At 50.8% G+C, this 17674-nt stretch carries 15 protein-coding genes and 2 pseudogenes; 8 read left to right on the top strand and 9 right to left on the bottom strand.

Annotated features, from left to right (window positions below; genetic code table 11):
• Window positions 1-48: 48 nt before the first annotated feature.
• Both FOV68_RS11560 and FOV68_RS11555 read left to right on the top strand, forming a co-directional pair.
• Complete coding sequence (locus tag FOV68_RS11560) at window positions 49-4173, top strand: BapA prefix-like domain-containing protein (protein WP_143990895.1); 4125 nt, start codon at window positions 49-51, stop codon at window positions 4171-4173.
• 339 nt (window positions 4174-4512) lie between these two features.
• Window positions 4513-4860, top strand: a complete 348-nt coding sequence (locus FOV68_RS11555) for a cupin domain-containing protein (RefSeq protein WP_143789698.1) — start codon at window positions 4513-4515, stop codon at window positions 4858-4860.
• A gap of 133 nt (window positions 4861-4993) precedes the next feature.
• On the opposite strand, the gene FOV68_RS11550 is transcribed toward FOV68_RS11555, so the two are convergent.
• A complete protein-coding gene (locus FOV68_RS11550; protein WP_143990894.1) occupies window positions 4994-5725 on the bottom strand; it encodes an aspartate/glutamate racemase family protein in 732 nt (243 codons plus the stop codon).
• Window positions 5726-6033: 308 nt separating this feature from the next.
• Here FOV68_RS11550 and FOV68_RS11545 point away from each other — a divergent pair, with 308 nt between their 5' ends.
• Complete coding sequence (locus FOV68_RS11545) at window positions 6034-6936, top strand: pyridoxal-phosphate dependent enzyme (RefSeq protein WP_143990893.1); 903 nt, start codon at window positions 6034-6036, stop codon at window positions 6934-6936.
• 294 nt (window positions 6937-7230) lie between these two features.
• Here the strand turns inward: FOV68_RS11545 and FOV68_RS11540 are convergent, their stop codons facing one another.
• The 5 genes from FOV68_RS11540 to FOV68_RS24570 form a co-directional block, all read right to left on the bottom strand.
• Complete coding sequence (locus FOV68_RS11540; protein WP_255473670.1) at window positions 7231-7776, bottom strand: CpmK protein; 546 nt, start codon at window positions 7774-7776, stop codon at window positions 7231-7233.
• Complete coding sequence (locus FOV68_RS11535; protein ID WP_109651794.1) at window positions 7773-8321, bottom strand: CpmJ protein; 549 nt, start codon at window positions 8319-8321, stop codon at window positions 7773-7775. Before FOV68_RS11535 ends, FOV68_RS11540 begins: the two co-directional genes overlap by 4 nt.
• Entirely contained in the window at window positions 8318-9151 is an 834-nt protein-coding gene (locus tag FOV68_RS11530; RefSeq protein WP_255473669.1) for an SUMF1/EgtB/PvdO family nonheme iron enzyme, read from the bottom strand. Before FOV68_RS11530 ends, FOV68_RS11535 begins: the two co-directional genes overlap by 4 nt.
• Before the next feature lie 395 nt (window positions 9152-9546).
• Window positions 9547-9996, bottom strand: a complete 450-nt coding sequence (locus FOV68_RS11525; protein ID WP_167861900.1) for an NUDIX hydrolase — start codon at window positions 9994-9996, stop codon at window positions 9547-9549.
• A 60-nt stretch (window positions 9997-10056) separates the two neighbouring features.
• Window positions 10057-10638, bottom strand: a complete 582-nt coding sequence (locus FOV68_RS24570) for a DUF6886 family protein (protein ID WP_109651788.1) — start codon at window positions 10636-10638, stop codon at window positions 10057-10059.
• Window positions 10639-11094: 456 nt separating this feature from the next.
• Between FOV68_RS24570 and FOV68_RS11515 the strand changes: the two are divergent.
• The 5 genes and pseudogenes from FOV68_RS11515 to FOV68_RS11495 all read left to right on the top strand — a co-directional run.
• Window positions 11095-11417: pseudogene (locus tag FOV68_RS11515) on the top strand (transposase); the annotation flags it as partial.
• A 322-nt stretch (window positions 11418-11739) separates the two neighbouring features.
• On the top strand, window positions 11740-12201 hold the full coding sequence (locus FOV68_RS11510; protein ID WP_143990891.1) for a MarR family winged helix-turn-helix transcriptional regulator: 462 nt from the start codon (window positions 11740-11742) through the stop codon (window positions 12199-12201).
• The gene (locus tag FOV68_RS11505; protein WP_186289743.1) at window positions 12198-12659 is read left to right on the top strand and encodes a hypothetical protein; all 462 of its coding nucleotides are present in this window, start codon (window positions 12198-12200) and stop codon (window positions 12657-12659) included. The genes FOV68_RS11510 and FOV68_RS11505 overlap by 4 nt, the downstream gene beginning before the upstream one ends.
• 22 nt (window positions 12660-12681) lie before the next feature.
• The gene (locus FOV68_RS11500; protein WP_143990890.1) at window positions 12682-13629 is read left to right on the top strand and encodes a zinc-binding alcohol dehydrogenase family protein; all 948 of its coding nucleotides are present in this window, start codon (window positions 12682-12684) and stop codon (window positions 13627-13629) included.
• A 584-nt stretch (window positions 13630-14213) separates the two neighbouring features.
• Window positions 14214-14852 (top strand): pentapeptide repeat-containing protein, encoded by a 639-nt coding sequence (locus FOV68_RS11495; protein ID WP_143990889.1) that lies wholly within the window; start codon window positions 14214-14216, stop codon window positions 14850-14852.
• A gap of 327 nt (window positions 14853-15179) precedes the next feature.
• Here FOV68_RS11495 and FOV68_RS11485 read toward each other — a convergent pair.
• From FOV68_RS11485 to FOV68_RS11475, 3 genes and pseudogenes are all read right to left on the bottom strand, one after another.
• Window positions 15180-15371, bottom strand: a pseudogene (locus FOV68_RS11485) (Tn3 family transposase); the annotation flags it as partial.
• Between the two features lie 393 nt (window positions 15372-15764).
• Complete coding sequence (locus tag FOV68_RS11480; protein ID WP_143789588.1) at window positions 15765-16508, bottom strand: SDR family oxidoreductase; 744 nt, start codon at window positions 16506-16508, stop codon at window positions 15765-15767.
• Between the two features lie 58 nt (window positions 16509-16566).
• Complete coding sequence (locus tag FOV68_RS11475) at window positions 16567-17670, bottom strand: alkene reductase (protein ID WP_143789585.1); 1104 nt, start codon at window positions 17668-17670, stop codon at window positions 16567-16569.
• Window positions 17671-17674 lie beyond the last annotated feature (4 nt).

Raw genomic sequence — 17674 nt, 5'->3', positions numbered from 1 at the left:
TTTCCAACGGCATTGCCTACTAAATAACTGGTATATAAGGAGATTTCCATGGCACTTTCAGGAACGGGCCGCGCCACGGTCATATCGCTGAAAAGCGGTCACCCATTGTCTCAGACCACTGAAGTAAAATCACAATCTATTCTGAGCGAACCCGCTCTTATCACGCTGCAAAGCTCACCTTCTCAGATTTCTTCTTTTCAGAAACAGGGTGACGATCTCATTCTTAACCTGCACGAGAGCGATACGCTTCGCTATCAGAACTTCTTTACTGAGGTTGCAGGCCAGCAGAGTAAAATGCTTTTCCAGCAGGGAAGTTTATTTCAGGAGGCACAGTTCAGCACAGACGTTTCCGGCGATGCTCAGACTGTCACCACGCTGACACCTGTCTGGCAATCTCCAGCTTCTGCAACATCTCCAATGCCATTCCCTGCCAGTCCAGAGTCAGATCCCGCGTTATCAGTCGTAGAGTCTTCCCAAAGCCAGATTCTGATCCCGTCAGGCACGCCGTTAAACGGAGCAGCTTTCGCCCTGAGGGCGACGACCAGCGAAGCCGATTCAACCTTAACGCTTACGCCCCAGGTTGAGTCAGCAACAGCTTCAGATGCCCCCGCCACCTCCGACGCTATGAAGGCCAGCGCCATTCCATTACCGGCGCTGACTCTTGATCCGGTTACCGGCGACAATGCGGTCAGTTACCAGGAGGGGATATACGGCATTATCTTCACCGGCTCCGCCGCCCATCTCCCCTCCGGCACGCCGGTTGAACTGACCCTTGACGGCAGAACCTGGCAGGGCAGCGTCTACCAGGATCAGTGGCAGGTTCAGCTCTCTGACAGCGACGTGAAAACTATCAAGGACGGCAACCACACCATTCAGGTCAGCGCAACGGATCTGAATGGAAACAGTACCAGCCTCAGCCAGAATCTGCTGCTGATTACCCACTACAGCAGCAGCAACCCGAAAGTCACCGTTAACGACATTACACTGGCGGATGCGGTCCAGCATGACGGTCAGACCTGGTACGTTATCAGCGGAACGCTTGAAGCGCCGCTGCCGCTTAAGACTTTTGCGGTGCAGGTTTCTGATACCTTCCACTGGAATTATGCCGTGGTAGAGGCAGATGGCAGCTGGCACGCGGAAATCAGCGCGTCGGAGCTTTCCCAGGGTGGCAACTTCCTGTCGCTTGGCGTGCTGGATGGTGCCGGAAACTGGTTTGAGCAGAGTGGCAATGTCACAGCCGACCTTATTACGCCCGTTGAAGGCGGCGATGGGGTTCCGCCAGTTATCGATGACAATCCAACGGATGGTGGCAACACGCCACCCGCCGATGGTGGCACGCCGATTCCGCCTGTCAGCACGCCCCCTTCTTTAACCATTAACAGTTTTACTGGTGACGGCGTGTTAAGCGCTGAGGAGAAGCTCTCCCCACAGACGTTCAGCGGCACCACAGCGAACCTCACCGCAGAGAGCACGCTGACCATAATGCTGAACGGTCAGACCTATACCACAACGCTGGCCGCTGACGGCAGCTGGAGTGTTACCCTGCCGTCTGCCGATCTGCAGGTGCTGCCTGTAGGGTCTAACCACATCAGCGTAACCTTTGAAAACAACGTTGGCGGTACGACCACCGCAAACAAAGTCATTACCGTAGAGGCGTCAGCACCGCCATCAGACGCTATCCCGCCACAGCCGACTATAGACATGCCGTTTGTCGACGGGTTTATGAACGCACATGAACGCTTTGAGCCTGTTACGCTGAGCGGCTCCACTGGTGTGACCGGGGCGGGCCAGAAGATCGATCTGACCGTAGATGGTGTTCACTATGCGGGCGCTGTGGACAGTCTGGGCAACTGGCTTGTCTCACTCTCCACCGGGCAGCTGATGGAAGCAGATTTAGCCGAGGGGAGTCATTCCGTTACGCTGACCGCCACCGATCGCTGGGGCCAGTCCGGTATCACGGAGACGACGTTTATTACCGATACGCAGGATCCTCTTGTCACGATTAATACCCTGGCAGGGGACGGGGTGATCGACAGTCATGAAATCAGCAGCCCGCTGGTGATCTCCGGCAGAGGCGAAGCCGGCAGCACGATTGAGGTTAGTTTTGGGGCCTCCCACTGGAGCGGCATCGTCGATCAAAATGGCCAGTGGCAGTTCTCAGTTCCCGCGGAAACGCTGCAGGGAATGGAGGAAGGGAGCTACCGTGCCATTGCTGAAACAACCGACGAAGCGGGCAACAAAGGTTATGCCTCAGCAGGCGTGCAAATCTTCGCTACTGAGGCGTTGCCGCAGCTGACCCTTGATCCGATCACCGGCGACAATGCGGTCAGTTACCAGGAGGGGATATACGGCATTATCTTCACCGGCACCGCCGGTCATCTTCCCTCCGGCACGCCGGTTGAACTGATCCTTGACGGCAGAACCTGGCAGGGCAGTGTCTATCAGGATCAGTGGCAGGTTCAGCTCTCTGACAGCGACGTGAAAACTATCAAGGACGGCAACCACACCATTCAGGTCAGCGCAACGGATCTGAATGGAAACAGTACCAGCCTCAGCCAGAATCTGCTGCTGATTACCCACTACAACAGCAGCAACCCGAAAGTCACCGTTAACGACATTACGCTGGCGGATGCGGTCCAGCATGACGGTCAGACCTGGTACGTTATCAGCGGCACGCTTGAAGCGCCGCTGCCGCTTAAGACTTTTGCGGTGCAGGTTTCTGATACTTTCCACTGGAATTATGCCGTGGTAGAGGCAGATGGCAGCTGGCGCACGGAAATCAGCGCGTCGGAGCTTTCCCAGGGCGGCAACTTCCTTTCGTTTGGCGTGCTGGATGGCGCCGGAAACTGGTTTGAACAGAGTGGTTACGTCACCGCGGATCTGACTTCTCCGGTCAGTGATAACAGCGGCGATCCGTTGCCACCGGTCACCCCCGATAATCCCACCGATGGAAGCAATACTACGCCAGTGGTCGATATTCCAGGTCAGCCTGCACCTGAAATTGATACGCCATTTGGTGACGGCTGGCTGAACCGTGCGGAGAAAAAAGAGGGCTCGATGCTGACCGGCACAACGGGCGTCACCGGCAGCGGTCAGACGGTATCGGTGATTATTGGCGGTAAACATCACAATGCGGCAGTAAGCGACGACGGTCACTGGAGTCTGCCACTGGCGCAGGGGACGATGAAAACAGGTTTCGGCAAGGGGCAGCATGACATTGTCGTGACTGCTAGCGACGCGGCTGGCCATACGGCTACGATAACGACCAGCTATCAGGTGGATGTCTGCGCACCCAAAATCGCTTTTACTCACCTTACAGAGGGTCAGCAAATCAACCTTGCCTCCAGCCATGATCAGCATGTATCAGGTACGGGTGAAGCCGGTGATATTGTCACTGTCAGGCTTGGCGACCACCAGTGGCAAACGAGTGTGACCAGCAAAGGCACGTGGGCCGTGCAGCTTGAAACGCTGGACGCACTCACGCCTGAACCGGGCGAGCACAGGATTACCGCAACTATTCGCGATGCTGCCGGAAACGTTAACCACGTTTCGCAAAACGTCGAGCTTTATATGTCCGAGCCGCAGCCGAAGCTGAGTATTGCAACCGCAGCGCAGGACAACCTGATCAATGCCACAACTGTGATCAGCAGCAACACAGAAGATGGCAGCAATTCGGAAAGCCATAGTGCTATCACACTGGAGCACGCATCTCTTCATCCTGATATGGCTGACAATCTCCATCTCTCTGGAACAGTAAACAGTGAAACGCTCTCGCTTTTATATTCAAATCTGCACACCAGCCTGGACGGCGTTGCCGATGACGAGACGTTGCAGCTGAATGGCGCGCATGAATCGCTTGATTTTGCCACGCTTGGGCTGAGATCAGGCAACGCTGAGGTCATTAATCTGGGTGGTTTCAGCAGTAATAACGTTACTCTGGGGCAAAAAGAGCCATTGCCATTGACCGACAACGCGAGTGAGACGATGACGATGAAAGGTACGGACGGCAATATGGTTACGCTAAGTAACATTGAAGGCGGCGTCTGGAGCGAGGATGGGCAGCGTATTATTAACGGTCAGCAGTACGACCTGTATCACAATGCCTCTGCCAGCCATGAAGGTTCGCTGGCAGATATCCTGATGCAACATAATCTTCACTTACAACTGGCTTAAATCAGATGGCCGGGGCGGATTTTCTTCCCTGGCCATTTCCCGCAATTAAGATTGCCAGTGAAGCGCATACGAGTGCCCAGCGTAGCTATTGCGAACCTACGCTGTCGGCATAGGGAAGACTGACGTCAGGCTAATTTCCGCTATGAGCGAGAAGCGGACATTATGGCCAGATAAAATTCTGCTACCCCAATACATTGATAACTACTAGATATGCTGAACGATGCAGTTCAGATCTTTAGGTAAATAATCAAATCATAACCTGTTGCGAATCGACAGCATTTTTCGGTATAACTTTCTTAAGGTCTTTATAGATGGGCGCATGTAAACAGGAGACGGATGATGATTTCAAAGGAAAATGCAGACCATTATTTCTGGGGTGACGATTGCGATGGTTGGTATTTGGTAAACCGTCAGGACATGCTGGTTATTCATGAGAAAATGCCTGCCGGCACTTATGAAAAGCGACACTTTCACTCCGTTTCCAGACAGTTTTTCTTTGTTCTCAATGGTGTTCTTTCAATGGAACTGGAGGGTGAGATGCATAATATTAAAGCCCTGCAGGGGCTAGAAATTCCACCGGGGTCAAAGCATCAAGCCAGAAACGACACAGGGTCTTCCGTAGAATTTATTGTAATTTCACATCCGACGACTCGAGGAGATCGTTCTGACATCCCTTCATCCTGCTGACGACTTATGAACAACTGCTCCGGTTTGTCTTAACGTAAGGCCAGCGTACTATGTATTAACCTACCTGAGTGCTTACAACACACGCTTCTGGCACAAAGCAGCACTATTCAGGGCCATTGAAGCTGACCTCAGGTTAGCCGGTAATATGGATTTCGCCTGTAGTTTTCCCGGACAATCTCCTGTAGTTTTTAATGGTCGCGCTGGAAAGGCTGGCTGCCGTATCCACGATGACAAAGCTGAAAGTATTTTCAGTTATCAGGGGGCTCAGATCTGTACAGGCAATAAGAAGAGCCTCCACCTTAAGATTTTCCACTACAGACATCAAATTATTCCACTCTGCCTGTGCATCAGGGTCATGAAAACCTTTCGTTTTAACCCGCCCAATCAACGATGTGGTCATTTCACGAAGTAGAGATGAATCAATAATCTCTTTGCCAGAAGCTTCTATCCGCGCCTGATAGAAACCCGCATCCAGCGTAGGTTCTGTAGCCAGTACTGCTACCCTGATGACTTCTGCAGGCAGTGAATTAAGTGCGCTGTCTGCAATATGCAGAAGTGGAATACCAGCACTCGCCGCTTTCATTTCAGCAAAATAGCAGTGTGCAAGGTTACAGGGAACAGCAATCAGACTCACTTTTGCCCTGACGAGTTCTGAGATACCCTGTTGCAGGGTTGCGATCATCGCATCATCATCAATTTTCTTGCCCGGCCAGAAAGGCGTTGGCAACGAGATGATATGCATTTTAGGGATATCCATATCATATTTCGCTCCGTACCCGACGTGGCAGTCTGTCACCAGCATATCAATGAAGGGGGCTGTGGAGCGGGGTCCCATACCTGCAAGCACACCTATAGAAACAGTCATCGCCAGTGCCTCCTTTGGACATTCTCTTTCCGATTGACCAATTATCGCTGAATGGCTTAAAGAATTACAGATTTATGATTTTTATGGTTATTTACCTGAGTTAATTATAATTATCGTTTTGCTTCCCGTCAGTGAGAGTATCACGGGTAAGAACACATCCGTGGAATATGCATGTCCAACTGTAACCAGCACAACCATTCAGATGTGTATCCACCGCGTTCTGCTGATAAACCTTATGATGTCATCCTGAACAGGCTTCGGGCAGAACAGCAACTATGCTGTGAGATAAATTCATAGGATTTAGATTAATGGAAATAGGTATCCATACCCCTCTCATACATTCTCTCCCTTTAAGCCAGCACAGCGGATGTCATGTCTGGCTGAAGATGGAGTCTTCCCAGCCCACCGGCTCTTTTAAGCTTCGCAGCGCGGGACATGCCTGTTGCTATTATGCCAGTAAGGGCGCTACAGCATTTGTCAGTTCATCCGGTGGAAATGCCGGAATTGCGGTGGCTCACAGCGGTCGCAGGCTGGGGCTGCCGGTAACTGTGGTTGTGCCGGAAACCACGTCAGCCAGAGCAAGACAGCTTATTGAGCAGGAAGGTGCCTGCCTCATTGTGCACGGGAAAGTATGGAGTGAGGCTAACGATTACGCCCTGTCACTGGCGACAGAGGACATCATCTATGTCCATCCCTTTGATAACCCGCTTTTGTGGGAAGGCATCAGCACAATCGTGGATGAAGTCATCAGTGAGGGTGTAAAGCCTGATGCCGTTATTCTGTCCGTCGGCGGCGGAAGCATGCTGTCCGGCATAGCGCTGGGACTGGAAAAACATCAGCTTGGCCACATTCCGGTTTATGCCGTTGAAACACACGGTACGGCCTCGCTTAATGCCTCGCTTAATGCCAATAAGCTGATGCGTCTTGATAAGGTCAGCGGCATAGCCACAACGCTGGCCGCAAGCCAGGTGTGCGAAAATGCTTTTAACGTGGCCAGCCGACTGGATGTAATAAGTATGCTGGTTTCTGATGCGGAAGCACTGCATGCCTGCCAGCGCTTTCTCAATGATCATCGCGTACTCACTGAGCCGGCATGCGGAGTATCATTGTCACTCCTGTATGACAATAAAATCAGGTTCACTCCTGCCGACAATGTATTGGTCATTGTTTGCGGCGGGGCATCGATCATGCTGGAAGAGATTGCGGGCTGACAAAAGAATGGAATGATTACTCTGGAGTCTATACCTGAGAAATGCTGGTGAGATGCCCGGTTGACCGACGTATGGTGATGTGAGGTAAGTCTGCTTTTGGCGCCAGACGACCAGGATGTGCGGTTTACTCTTAGCTAACAGCAGACACTGGCTTTGTGAACATATCCGATGCTGAAGCTGTTAAGGACAGACGGCTCCGGCGTGAGAGCTTATTGCTGGAGTGTCAGTCTTTACGCTGTTAAACAAAGTGGATTGCGAAGCTTTAAGCCCCAAAAAATTTTTCAGGCCCGTCTGCTAATACAGTAAATCAAGCTGTTCAGGTTCACTGATAAGACGGAGATTTCCCTGGTTGTCTGTATTAAAGAGGGCCTGGTATCGCACTGAATCAATACCCATGACCAGATTATCGAGATCAGTATTGGCAACGCGTACTGAGTGATTTTTCGCCCAGTCTGGCAGGGCATGAATATAATAGGTAAATGTCACATCAGCCATGCCTTTTTTATCTGTCGAGACAGCCTTTATGCTTCTGACGCGCATGGTTCCGTAGCAGAAATCATGATATTTCGTGAATGAAGCCTGGCCGTACGGGGTTAGCTGCCAGATTTTACTGCCTGCTTTCACATGAGCGATGATAAGGCCGGCATCGACAAGCGCCTCCATTTTTGCATTAATCCAACGGTCAGTACCTGTTCTTATTGAAACCGGCCACTGCTTTTCACCCAGACAAAGAGACTGCCGCTTAAGGGACTGCTGTATAAGCTCACGGTACTGACTTTTGTATCCCGCACAACAGCAGAACGACAGGAAAAAAAGCAAAAGCCCTGTGATACATTTCAACGAAATTTCTCCATATTCAGAATCTGAAAAGCTTCATTCACTTCATCAAAAGTTTGTTCAGTAAGATAAATCCCTGCCGGATCCCAGTAAAAAACAGACGTACCGGGATCGTCGCTATTTTGCTCCAGCCGAAATCGTGAAAACTTTACTCGCGATTTATCGGTAAGATCTCCGCCGCCACCGCTGCCGCCATATTTGGTCGCCCTGATAAGGTAAACCCGCCCTTTATAGCGGTGAAGTTCTGTGCCGCTTATCTTCAGGGCAGATGCTGACAGTCTTAAATCTGCCCACGTAAAGCCATCGTCGTCCGGAACCGGTACGATAAGCCAGTTTTTTTCCTGGCTGATAAAGATGTTGAGAGTTTCACTGGGATGAGAAGTATTATTGTCGTAAGTCGCGGAAAAGACGGTGTCTGGTATGCCATCACCATTCAAATCAATGCTGTTTAGCCCCTTTTTCAGGTAAATATGGGTGTCTGCCTGTAATGAAGCTGGAAGGCTTATCAGAATGGCTGTCAGTATTATAAAAGGCATCTTCAGGTTCAAAATTTCCGCACCAGTCTGAAGCCAGTGTCCGGCAGGGCGTAGCCGGCACTGTGCGTGTCGCAGCTGGTCAGACTACCCGTATGCAACAAGAAGCTGCCGCCGCAAAAATAGTACATTTTCACACCGGAAAGGGTATCGAAAGCATCAACCCATTCCGAAACGTTACCGCTCATGTCATACAGACCGAGCGCATTGGGCCGCAGGCTTTTCACTCGGACAGAGCCGAAATGAGGATCGTTGAAGTCAGGGAACCAGGCGACAGCATTTGCATTGTTGCTGCCAGCAAATCTGAAACCATACGAGCCATTTTCCAGTCCGGACCTTCCTCCACGGGCGGCAACCTGCCATTCCTCGGCCGTGGGTAAGCGGTAACCATTAGCCCGGGCATCCTGTTTAAATTCGTAACGGGAACTGTCACGCGCCGGGACGCCCTTATTATTGAGATAGACCGGTCTCAGCCCCGCCTTTTCACTCAGGGCATTTGCAAAAATCACCGCATCTGACCATTCAACACTGGTAACCGGATGTGCACCGTTATCTGTATCCGCCGGCCGGCAGTCCTCGTAAGCGGCTCCATTACATCCGACACCGAATACATAACCACGCTCTAAAGCCCATTCGTGAATATCTGAATAAAGCCGGTAGGTGATTTCAGTACGCATGATCCAGAAGGTGTTAAGCGTGATGTTGGCGTGTGCTGCATAGTCATGTTGGCCAAAAACGTTACCGGCATAATATCTCCCCCCGGCAACCACGATTTCATCAGGGGATTGTGTTGCAGCGGCAAAGGTGGAAAAAACAGATAGCAGGCAGAAGAGTTTATTGTTCACAGAGCCATCCTGGCTGATTAAAATGTTCATTCATATGGCTGGTTTCCAACGTAGCCAGACTATAGCAACGTTATATGCCCAAAGGTAAGAATATTAGGCAGGTAAGATCTGGAGCTTCTTTTCAGCCCCCTTGTACTGACTGGCAAAGGCAGTACGCTGTAATTTTAACAACGTCTTCGCCCACAACTTGAAAATGCCATGAAAGGTTTGTCACAGACGTTCTGTTGACATCCGCTTCTGGCACAAAGCGGACATCATAATTCCTACTTCCTGCTTAGCTTCCAGCCTCATTCAGGCTGCAATTGCTACTAAAACGCCAGCCATCTTGGGCTGATAGCGAATGCTGGGCTGGCTTCCCTGACTCAGTGCTGCACTTGCTTTGTTTATCAAGGTACTTAATCAGTATCTGGGGGGCATCTGTAGCTATTCACAAAGTATTTTATATACATTACATACTCGTTGTTCATCGGCGAAGGCAACCGGCTGGCAGAAAAGAACTCAAGGGCCAGGCCTTCTTTGGCATCGTTCACCAAATCCCCTGACCAGTTGTCAGTGAAGTACAGTGCGGTAATGACGTTAATTTCATGCCGGTTGTGCAGAATGAAACTATAATCCTGCCCTGAGAAAATTTTCAGGAAGTTAAGCGAATGAATATCAATACTGGTCTCTTCTTTGACTTCCCGTACTGCAGTCAGCTCAAGAGATTCTCCAGGCTCAGGCAGGCCGCCTGGTAGGCCCCATGTTGAGTCTGTACGCTGCTGAAGCAAAATATGACCATCACTCCGGGCAATGATGACATTGGCGCCTGCGAGCAAAAGCATGTGATGACCGATGATGCTGCGCATCTCGGAATATAGTTCATATTAACTCCATAATGAGCAACAATTCCGACTGCGATAGTAGCGTCAGACAATAACCTGACGGCCTGGTTTTGAATGGGTCCATCCTGGCTTTCCCCAGTCCTGTGCGTTCCTGAGTCTGATTCCGCTTGCGTGTAGCGTAGACTGCCAGATACTTTTAAGAGGCGTCAGCCTGTCCATAACGCGAAGGCTAATATTCCTTTCAGAGAGTTCGTTGGGAAGGCTTGAAAAGCATTTGAGGCCCACAGGTATGACGTCTGAACGACCTACCCACATCCCGACCTCACCCGTAGGTTCAAAACATTCTGTCGGCAATTCATACCTGAAAACCTGCCCGAGGTTAAACCTTGAAAGCCACGCCTGCTCTATGCAGGCTACAGCCGATGAGCTGGTTGCATTACCCATCCATAACTCTCTGTCCTCCTTTGTGGTATTAGCGAGAGGCCAGAAAATAATGCGGGGGCATTCGCGCGGAAAGAGATACAAAAGCTCATAAGCTTCGTCTGTTGCCCATATGAGAGAACCATTAAGCCATTCCTGACCTGCTGGTCTGTCAACGTGAATCCGCAACGGGCGAGGCCTGAAAACCGAGATGTCAGGATTATCACTGAAATGAAAGAGGCGCATTCAGAAGTCCGTTTTATGCAGGCACAGCACATAGAATTTCTCATTGTGCGTTAAGAACATTTTATTTGTATGAATGCGTCACTTAAGGCTCACGCCACAACTCCTGTAAGGTCCGCTGCGCATGCCGTCAGTAATTGCGCTGCTGCGTCCAAATCTCCTTGCACAATGTCCCGATAACCATACTTAACTTCCTGCTAAGGGTGGGTTGTGAGCGGTAAGGTCAACTCGCACCCGAGTGTCATTCAAATGTGGAACGAATCAAATAAGGATTTGATTAGCTTTACTCTGAGTCCGCTCTTGGCACAAAGCTGACATTCGCTGAGCAATGCCCCTAAGAGCGAAAAGCGGACATATTCACTGAAAGCTATCGGAAGCCTTTTATGGCCCCTGCCTGGCTTTCAGTTCTGCGGCAGATCAACGCGCGCATTCAGGCCTGGACTGAAGCAGGATTAACATCTGCTGACATCAATTGACTCTGTAGGTCCTCCGCTGGGAATGCACATGCTTGTTGTGCTCCGCAGCCATAACTTTGAGTCAGCTGAGCAGGCTGCAGCTTTTCTGGGTACGGTGCCTGTCGAAAAGCGTTCACGCACGTCGGTAAGCAGCCGCCCCGTATGTCTAAAATCGGTCCGCCTCAATTAAGAGCAAAGCTTTACATGTCAGCCTTATGCGGAAAAATTCACAATAAATAGATGTGCAATCTCTACGATGAGTTATGTCTGCGTGACAAGCCGAAAATGGTGACCATCGGTGCCCTGATGAGAAAACTGGTGCACTGATGTTATGGCGTACTGAAAACGAAAACTGCATTCTGCGATGATTATTGCTGCTCTATTACACATACCTGAGTCCGGTAGTGATATCACAATACTCATTCATCACTCTGAAAGATTGTGCTGAGCTTGATGTGAGCAAAACCCGGAGTTTCAGTTATCCGTATGAAAGACATGTCTGTGCTGAATAAAAAGCCTACATCGCAGTAGCTTACGTAAAAAAGGTTCTGAGATATCTAAACGTAAAATAAGAATGTCTGAATTTCAAACAATGTTATTTGACAACCAGTTACCATAATGCAAACCTGTTACCATAACAGGAGGATTTATGGCACATTCAAAAACTGATCAGCTAACGCAGGTTATTCTTAACGTTTTCCGGCTCAACGGTGCCCTGACAGAGTGGGGTGACAGATTTGTCCTGCCTGACGGGCTTACCAGCACACGCTGGCGCATGCTGGGTGCAGTTGCACTGGCACAACGGCCAGTTACCGCGCCTCAGATTGCATTGACTATGGGTGTTACACGGCAGGGTGCGCAGAAGCAGCTCAATACACTGGTTGAGTCCGGACTGATGGAAACGCAGCCCAATCCAATGCACAAGCGGTCGCCGCTTTATGCGCTGACCGAATCAGGTCAGTCAATCTATGACAGCGTTAATGCACGATGGCAACATCAGGCAACCGAAATGGCGGGACAGTTCAGCGCAGCCGAACTTGAAACGGCGGAGCATGTTCTGAAAAGTCTCATTGAGACTCACGAAAAGTCTCTGGCGGAGCAGTGCCTATGAAACGCAGGATTCATGCTACCGCTTCGATATTGTCAGCGTTGTTTCTGGCAACGTTCTGGACCTCGACAATCATCACCGAACTTTTTCTGTCGGCTACAGCAGTCGCCGAAGTGAAGCAGTTAATTGCTCATGCCCTTCTTGCGTTTGTACCGCTGATGGGGCTGACAGCGGCTACCGGCTTTTCGATGGGTGCCAGGGTCAATCATCCGCTGATTAAGCTGAAACGCCGCCGCACGCCTGTCATCGGCATAAACGGTCTGTTCATTCTGGTGCCATCAGCCCTTTTCCTGTGGATTCGTGCCAGGGCAGGCCAGTTTGACGGCGCTTTTTACAGCGTTCAGGTGATCGAGCTGATTGCAGGGGCGCTGAACCTGACGCTGATCGGATTAAACATTCGTGACGGCCTTCAGCTGAGCCGCCTCCATCGCGCCCGTAAACCGGGCATCAATGAGCAATAATGTTGCCTCGTAAGGATTAACTATGCGTGCTGCTGTCGTGACCCGTTTTGATGCGCCACCGTCATATGGCTACTTTTCTGAACCCGTTGCCGGTGAAGGTGAAGTTGTTATTCGTGTGCTGGCCGCACCCCTGAGTCCTATTGTGAAAAGCCTCGCGACAGGCAGGCACTACTCGGGTACCGCAGAGGCGAACTTTATCCCCGGAATTGATGGCGTGGGCATTGATCCGGACGGTAAACGGGTTTACTTCCTGTTTCCCAAATCGCCATTCGGTTCTATGGCCGATAAGGTTCTGGTATCGACACGATCAGTCGTTCCGGTTCCGGAAAGTGTGGGCGATGCACGGGCTGCTGCGGTCGTAACCGCAGGGCTTTCATCCTGGGTTGCCCTGACGCTGAGAGCCGGTTTTCAGCGTGGTGAATCGGTACTGATTAATGGTGCCACCGGCTCAGCGGGCGGGCTGGCCGTTCAGATAGCCGCGTGGCTTGGCGCAGGCCGGATCATTGCAACGGGGCGTGACCGGCAAAAGCTGGACAAGCTGCCGGCAGGTGTGGAAAAAATCGTGCTGGATGAATCTGCAGATGAAGCACTGAAACAGGTTTTCTCCGGAAGGGTCGATGTGGTTCTGGATTATCTCTGGGGGGAGCCAGCGAGCAGAATAATCTCACAGGCGACGGCAAATCGCGGTTCGCGACTGGGAGAGCCGCGGCTGCGGTATATTCAGCTGGGTTCCGCGGCAGGAGAATCAATCGCTCTTTCTGCGGCTTCGCTTCGGAGTTCCGGCCTTGAGATACTGGGCAGCGGCATAGGCAGTCTTTCGGTTCAGGCGCTGGTTAATGGGTCAGGCGAGCTACTGACTGCACTTCCTCAGGGGGGATTCAATACGCCGGTGCGGACCTGTGCGCTTTCAGACGCGGGCAGAATGTGGAATGAAGATACCGGCGACGACCGGCTGATTCTGATCCCGTAAGTGCTCAGAACAGAGTTAGCGCTTTTGTTTACTGACTGATCATGCCGCTTCTTCTGTGCCCTGAGACAGAGTGGCAGAAAGCAGATAAGTTATACCAGATTCAGATGGCAGCCTGCTGGCTGCCGCTTACCTGTTCTGTAGGGTTGGCGAGATAATCAGGTCATTAAGAATTTAAGGCATTCAAGGATATCAGTCAGTTTTATCAAAATAATACTCTGAGCACGGCTTCAAGTCGTGCCACCTGGATTTTCACCCGAATGTATCTCGCGTGACTTCTGCCGCTTTCTGGTAGAGGTCGCCCTGTTTAATCTGAGGGCTGGTCATGAAAAAATAACACCGGTTTGGCAGATAGTTATCGGCCTTTTACTGGGGGCATGGTGAGATGATATTTCAATACGTATCCTGAATATCAGCATTGGGTCCGTCACGAAATTCTCAAGCCGCTCGGTTATTACGTGTTATTTACATACTAAAGATGAATGATTTTATCACATTATAATGCTTACGTTGATCCTGGATGCTTTTTCTATTTACATGGTATCATGCAAGAGTTGGATTTTAATTAAATAGAGGGTATTAATTTTATGAATATATATAAGAACCGCACCTTTACTTCCGATTTTTTTACTGGGAGGGAATTTGAAAATGTCAGTTTTTTCGATTGTGATTTTTCCGGGCTAAACCTCAGAGATACCCATTTTGTAAATTGTATTTTTTTCTTTTCAGAAGGTGACTCGGGCTGCAACTTTACAGGCGCTATACTTAAAAACGCCAGCTTTTTGAAGTGTGATTTGACGATGTGTATATTTATTAGCGCTGACTTATTCGGTATTGAAATTCGGGAATGTTGCGTAATAGGCACTGATTTTCGGAATGCTAAATTTATGAAAGCAATTAGCCATCGCTTCTTCTTTTGTTCAGCATACCTTATTAAGAATAATTTCACTCGGGCTAACTTCACTGGGGTCACACTTGAAAAATGTGAACTTTGGGAAAACTGTTGGAATGGTACTCTTGTTATGGGCGCAAATTTTAGTGGTTCCGACTTGTCAGGCGGGGATTTCACAAATTTTAATTGGCGTTCAGGGGATATTACGAATTGTGATCTACGAGGAGCTATCTTGGGTGATCTTGATGTTCGTCGCACCAGTCTCGAAGGTACACAAATGGATATTGAGCAAATTACAGAGTTAATGGTAGCCTTAGGAATAACTATCAGTTAGTTTTCATAATGATAGAATATCCTTTAAATGTTACATTGTTTAAATGTATGTTCTGTAAACAGTGAAATATAACAGGCATGCATATTTTTCAGTATTTAAATGTGGCATTGGCTAGCCATCAAAATTAAATACAGCAGTCAGCTGGATTAGAAGGCATGATTTCAGTGAGCACTGAGATTTCTTCTCTGCGTGTTTTCTGCGTCGCTGCAAGGGACTGTCACCTGTTGGTATCTGTGAACGGTTGTTGTCGCGTTTTTCTTGAACGAGTTTTATACGTGGCGCCTCTGTCTGAGCGCGACGTTTGGGCATGTTTTGCTGCGTTCTCTTTTATCTTCGCGTTCCTGCTCGTCCTGATGAACCTGTGCCAGCCTCAGTAATGCGCACAGCCGCTTTTATATTAAGCGAATTGCCCAGAAGGAGCACAACAGAACCGGTTACCAGGCGCAGAGCCTCTAATTGATCTTTTTGCCTCACACGGTAGCGCTTTCTGATCTCACCTCGCTGGCCGTAACAGATTGCGTTTCACGGCCTGGATAACCACGTCTGTGGTTCGTGCAGTGGGGTTCTGTGACCGGGAAAACCATTAACGTCTCTGCCGCCTCGCTTCGCAGCTCAGGCCTTGAAATTTTGGGTAGCGGCATAGGCAGTCTTTCCGTTCATGAGCTGATAGCCGCGGCAGGTCAGTTGCTGCCCGCGAGCCTGGAAGGGGGATTCGATACATCGGTAAGAACTTGCGCACTTTCAAATGTCAGCCAGATTGGAATGAGGAGACGGGGGAGGAGAGGCTGATTCTTATCCCGTAGGCGCTAAGTTCAGAAGAAATGCTTAATCTGCTGACTGGCTGAGCTTGCCGTTGTAACTGTGATCCCCATACCCGATAAGGATGGCAGCCGGGAGGCTGCCATCTGTGTCTTACCAGTTCTGCCGGGTGGGCGAAATAATCAGGTCATTAACCGTCACATTTTTAGGCTGATTAAGCGCATACACCACAGCACTGGCCACATCCTGCGGGCTGATAGCAATTTTAGTCAGTTCCTGAGCGATCTTGCGGCCTTCAGGATCGCTGACCTTATCGGCCCAGCCGGTATTTATGACGCCAGGACTGATGGTGTTCACGCGAATGCCCTTATTCACACCCAGATCCTTGCGCATCGATTCCGTCATCGCATGAACAAAAAATTTAGTGGCGCTGTAAACGCCCGCGCCTGCATCAACCTGATGGCCCGCAACGGACGCCATGTTCAGGATTTGTCCGTCTTTTTTCTCCAGCATTCCCGGAAGGACGGCCGCAATGGCGTTCAGGTAACCCTTAATGTTGACGTCGACCATTTTATTCCAGTCATCCCAGACTACGTCGCTCCAGCTTGAGAAAAGCATCAGGCCGGCGTTGTTGATAAGGATATCAACCGGACCGAAAGCTTCCATGGCGTATTTCACCAGTGCCTGAGTATCTTCCGGACGTGTTACGTCGGTTACCAGGCCAGCTGCATGACCGCCCTCTGATTTAATGCTCTCTATTACCCTGTCGAGGCCGTCCTGGTCCAGTGCGGCCGCAACGATATTCACGCCGTGACGCGCCAGCTCCAGTGCCGTTGCAGCGCCAATGCCCGATGACGCGCCGGTAATGACAGCCGTTTTGTTCTGCAGGTGATTCATTTTCTTATCCTTCTTTATCAGGTACAGGCGGCGGAAGTCGTTCCGCCGGTTTTTACTATCAGTATTTTCCTTCCGGCCAGTCGGTATAGCCCTTAGCCCCGCCGCCGTAATACGCTTCTTTCGGCGCAATGGTCAGTTCGGCACCGTAACGCAGGCGCTTCACCAGGTCCGGGTTGGAAATGAACAGGCGGCCGAAGGCAACGGCATCAATAATTCCCGCGTTCCGGCGGCTGATGGCCATCTCAAGGTCGTAATTATTGTTGCCGATAAACGGACCGGTGAACTGCGCGCTCAGCGCATCCATATCCACATCGGCAGGCACGTCCCGCGAGGTGGCCGTCGCGCCTTCGACAAAGTGCAGGTAGGCCAGATTAAAGCGGTTAAGCTGCTGGATGAGGTAGCCATACATCGCCATCACGTTGCTGTCCGGTGGGGTATTCCCGGCGTCAGGCGTGACCGGTGACAGGCGGATACCGACTCTGTCACTACCCCAGATGTTAACGATGGCCTCTGTCACTTCCAGCGTCAGGCGGGCCCGGTTTTCGATGGAGCCGCCGTAGCTGTCGGTACGGTGATTGGTGGAGTCCCGCAGGAACTGATCGAGCAGGTAGCTGTTGGCAGAGTGCACCTCTACGCCGTCAAATCCAGCCCGCAGGGCGTTCTCTGCTGCGAGTCTGTACTGTTCAATAATGCCGGGGATTTCTTCAGTTTCGAGCGCGCGCGGGGTGGATACCGGCACAAAACCGTTCACGGTGTAGGTCTGGCCTTCGGCTTTAATAGCGGATGGCGCAACCGGACTTGCACCGTCAGGCTGCAGCTCTGTGCTTGAAAAGCGGCCAACGTGCCACAGCTGGCAGACGATTTTTCCGCCCTGAGCGTGGACCGCGTCCGTTACTTTTTTCCAGCCGGCGACCTGCTCTTCATTCCAGATGCCCGGCGTGGCGGCATAACCGCGGCCCTGAGCCGAGATGTTCGTGGCTTCTGAAATAATCAGGCCGGCACCAGCGCGCTGCGCATAGTAGGTCGCATGCAGTTCATCAGGTACGCCATCCTCACCGTAACGGCTGCGGGTAACGGGTGCCATCACAATGCGGTTAGTCAGCTCAAGGCTGCCCATCGCGACGGGGGAAAATAAATCGGTACGGATACTGTTGTCAGTCATGTAA

The organism is Pantoea sp. paga, from assembly GCF_007558755.1.
Lineage (GTDB): Bacteria > Pseudomonadota > Gammaproteobacteria > Enterobacterales > Enterobacteriaceae > Pantoea > Pantoea agglomerans.
Note: the sequence above shows the minus strand (reverse complement) of the source record. Positions and strands in the feature narration are given on the sequence as shown.

What these genes read in the sequence shown, in the direction of transcription:
- FOV68_RS11550 (WP_143990894.1), bottom strand. Translation starts at nt 5,725, where the DNA reads ATGACTGTTTCTATAGGTGTGCTTGCAGGTATGGGACCCCGCTCCACA.
- FOV68_RS11545 (WP_143990893.1), top strand. Translation starts at nt 6,034, where the DNA reads ATGGAAATAGGTATCCATACCCCTCTCATACATTCTCTCCCTTTAAGC.
- FOV68_RS11560 (WP_143990895.1), top strand. Translation starts at nt 49, where the DNA reads ATGGCACTTTCAGGAACGGGCCGCGCCACGGTCATATCGCTGAAAAGC.
- FOV68_RS11480 (WP_143789588.1), bottom strand. Translation starts at nt 16,508, where the DNA reads ATGAATCACCTGCAGAACAAAACGGCTGTCATTACCGGCGCGTCATCG.
- FOV68_RS11495 (WP_143990889.1), top strand. Translation starts at nt 14,214, where the DNA reads ATGAATATATATAAGAACCGCACCTTTACTTCCGATTTTTTTACTGGG.
- FOV68_RS11475 (WP_143789585.1), bottom strand. Translation starts at nt 17,670, where the DNA reads ATGACTGACAACAGTATCCGTACCGATTTATTTTCCCCCGTCGCGATG.
- FOV68_RS11500 (WP_143990890.1), top strand. Translation starts at nt 12,682, where the DNA reads ATGCGTGCTGCTGTCGTGACCCGTTTTGATGCGCCACCGTCATATGGC.
- FOV68_RS11505 (WP_186289743.1), top strand. Translation starts at nt 12,198, where the DNA reads ATGAAACGCAGGATTCATGCTACCGCTTCGATATTGTCAGCGTTGTTT.
- FOV68_RS24570 (WP_109651788.1), bottom strand. Translation starts at nt 10,638, where the DNA reads ATGCGCCTCTTTCATTTCAGTGATAATCCTGACATCTCGGTTTTCAGG.
- FOV68_RS11525 (WP_167861900.1), bottom strand. Translation starts at nt 9,996, where the DNA reads ATGCGCAGCATCATCGGTCATCACATGCTTTTGCTCGCAGGCGCCAAT.
- FOV68_RS11510 (WP_143990891.1), top strand. Translation starts at nt 11,740, where the DNA reads ATGGCACATTCAAAAACTGATCAGCTAACGCAGGTTATTCTTAACGTT.
- FOV68_RS11555 (WP_143789698.1), top strand. Translation starts at nt 4,513, where the DNA reads ATGATTTCAAAGGAAAATGCAGACCATTATTTCTGGGGTGACGATTGC.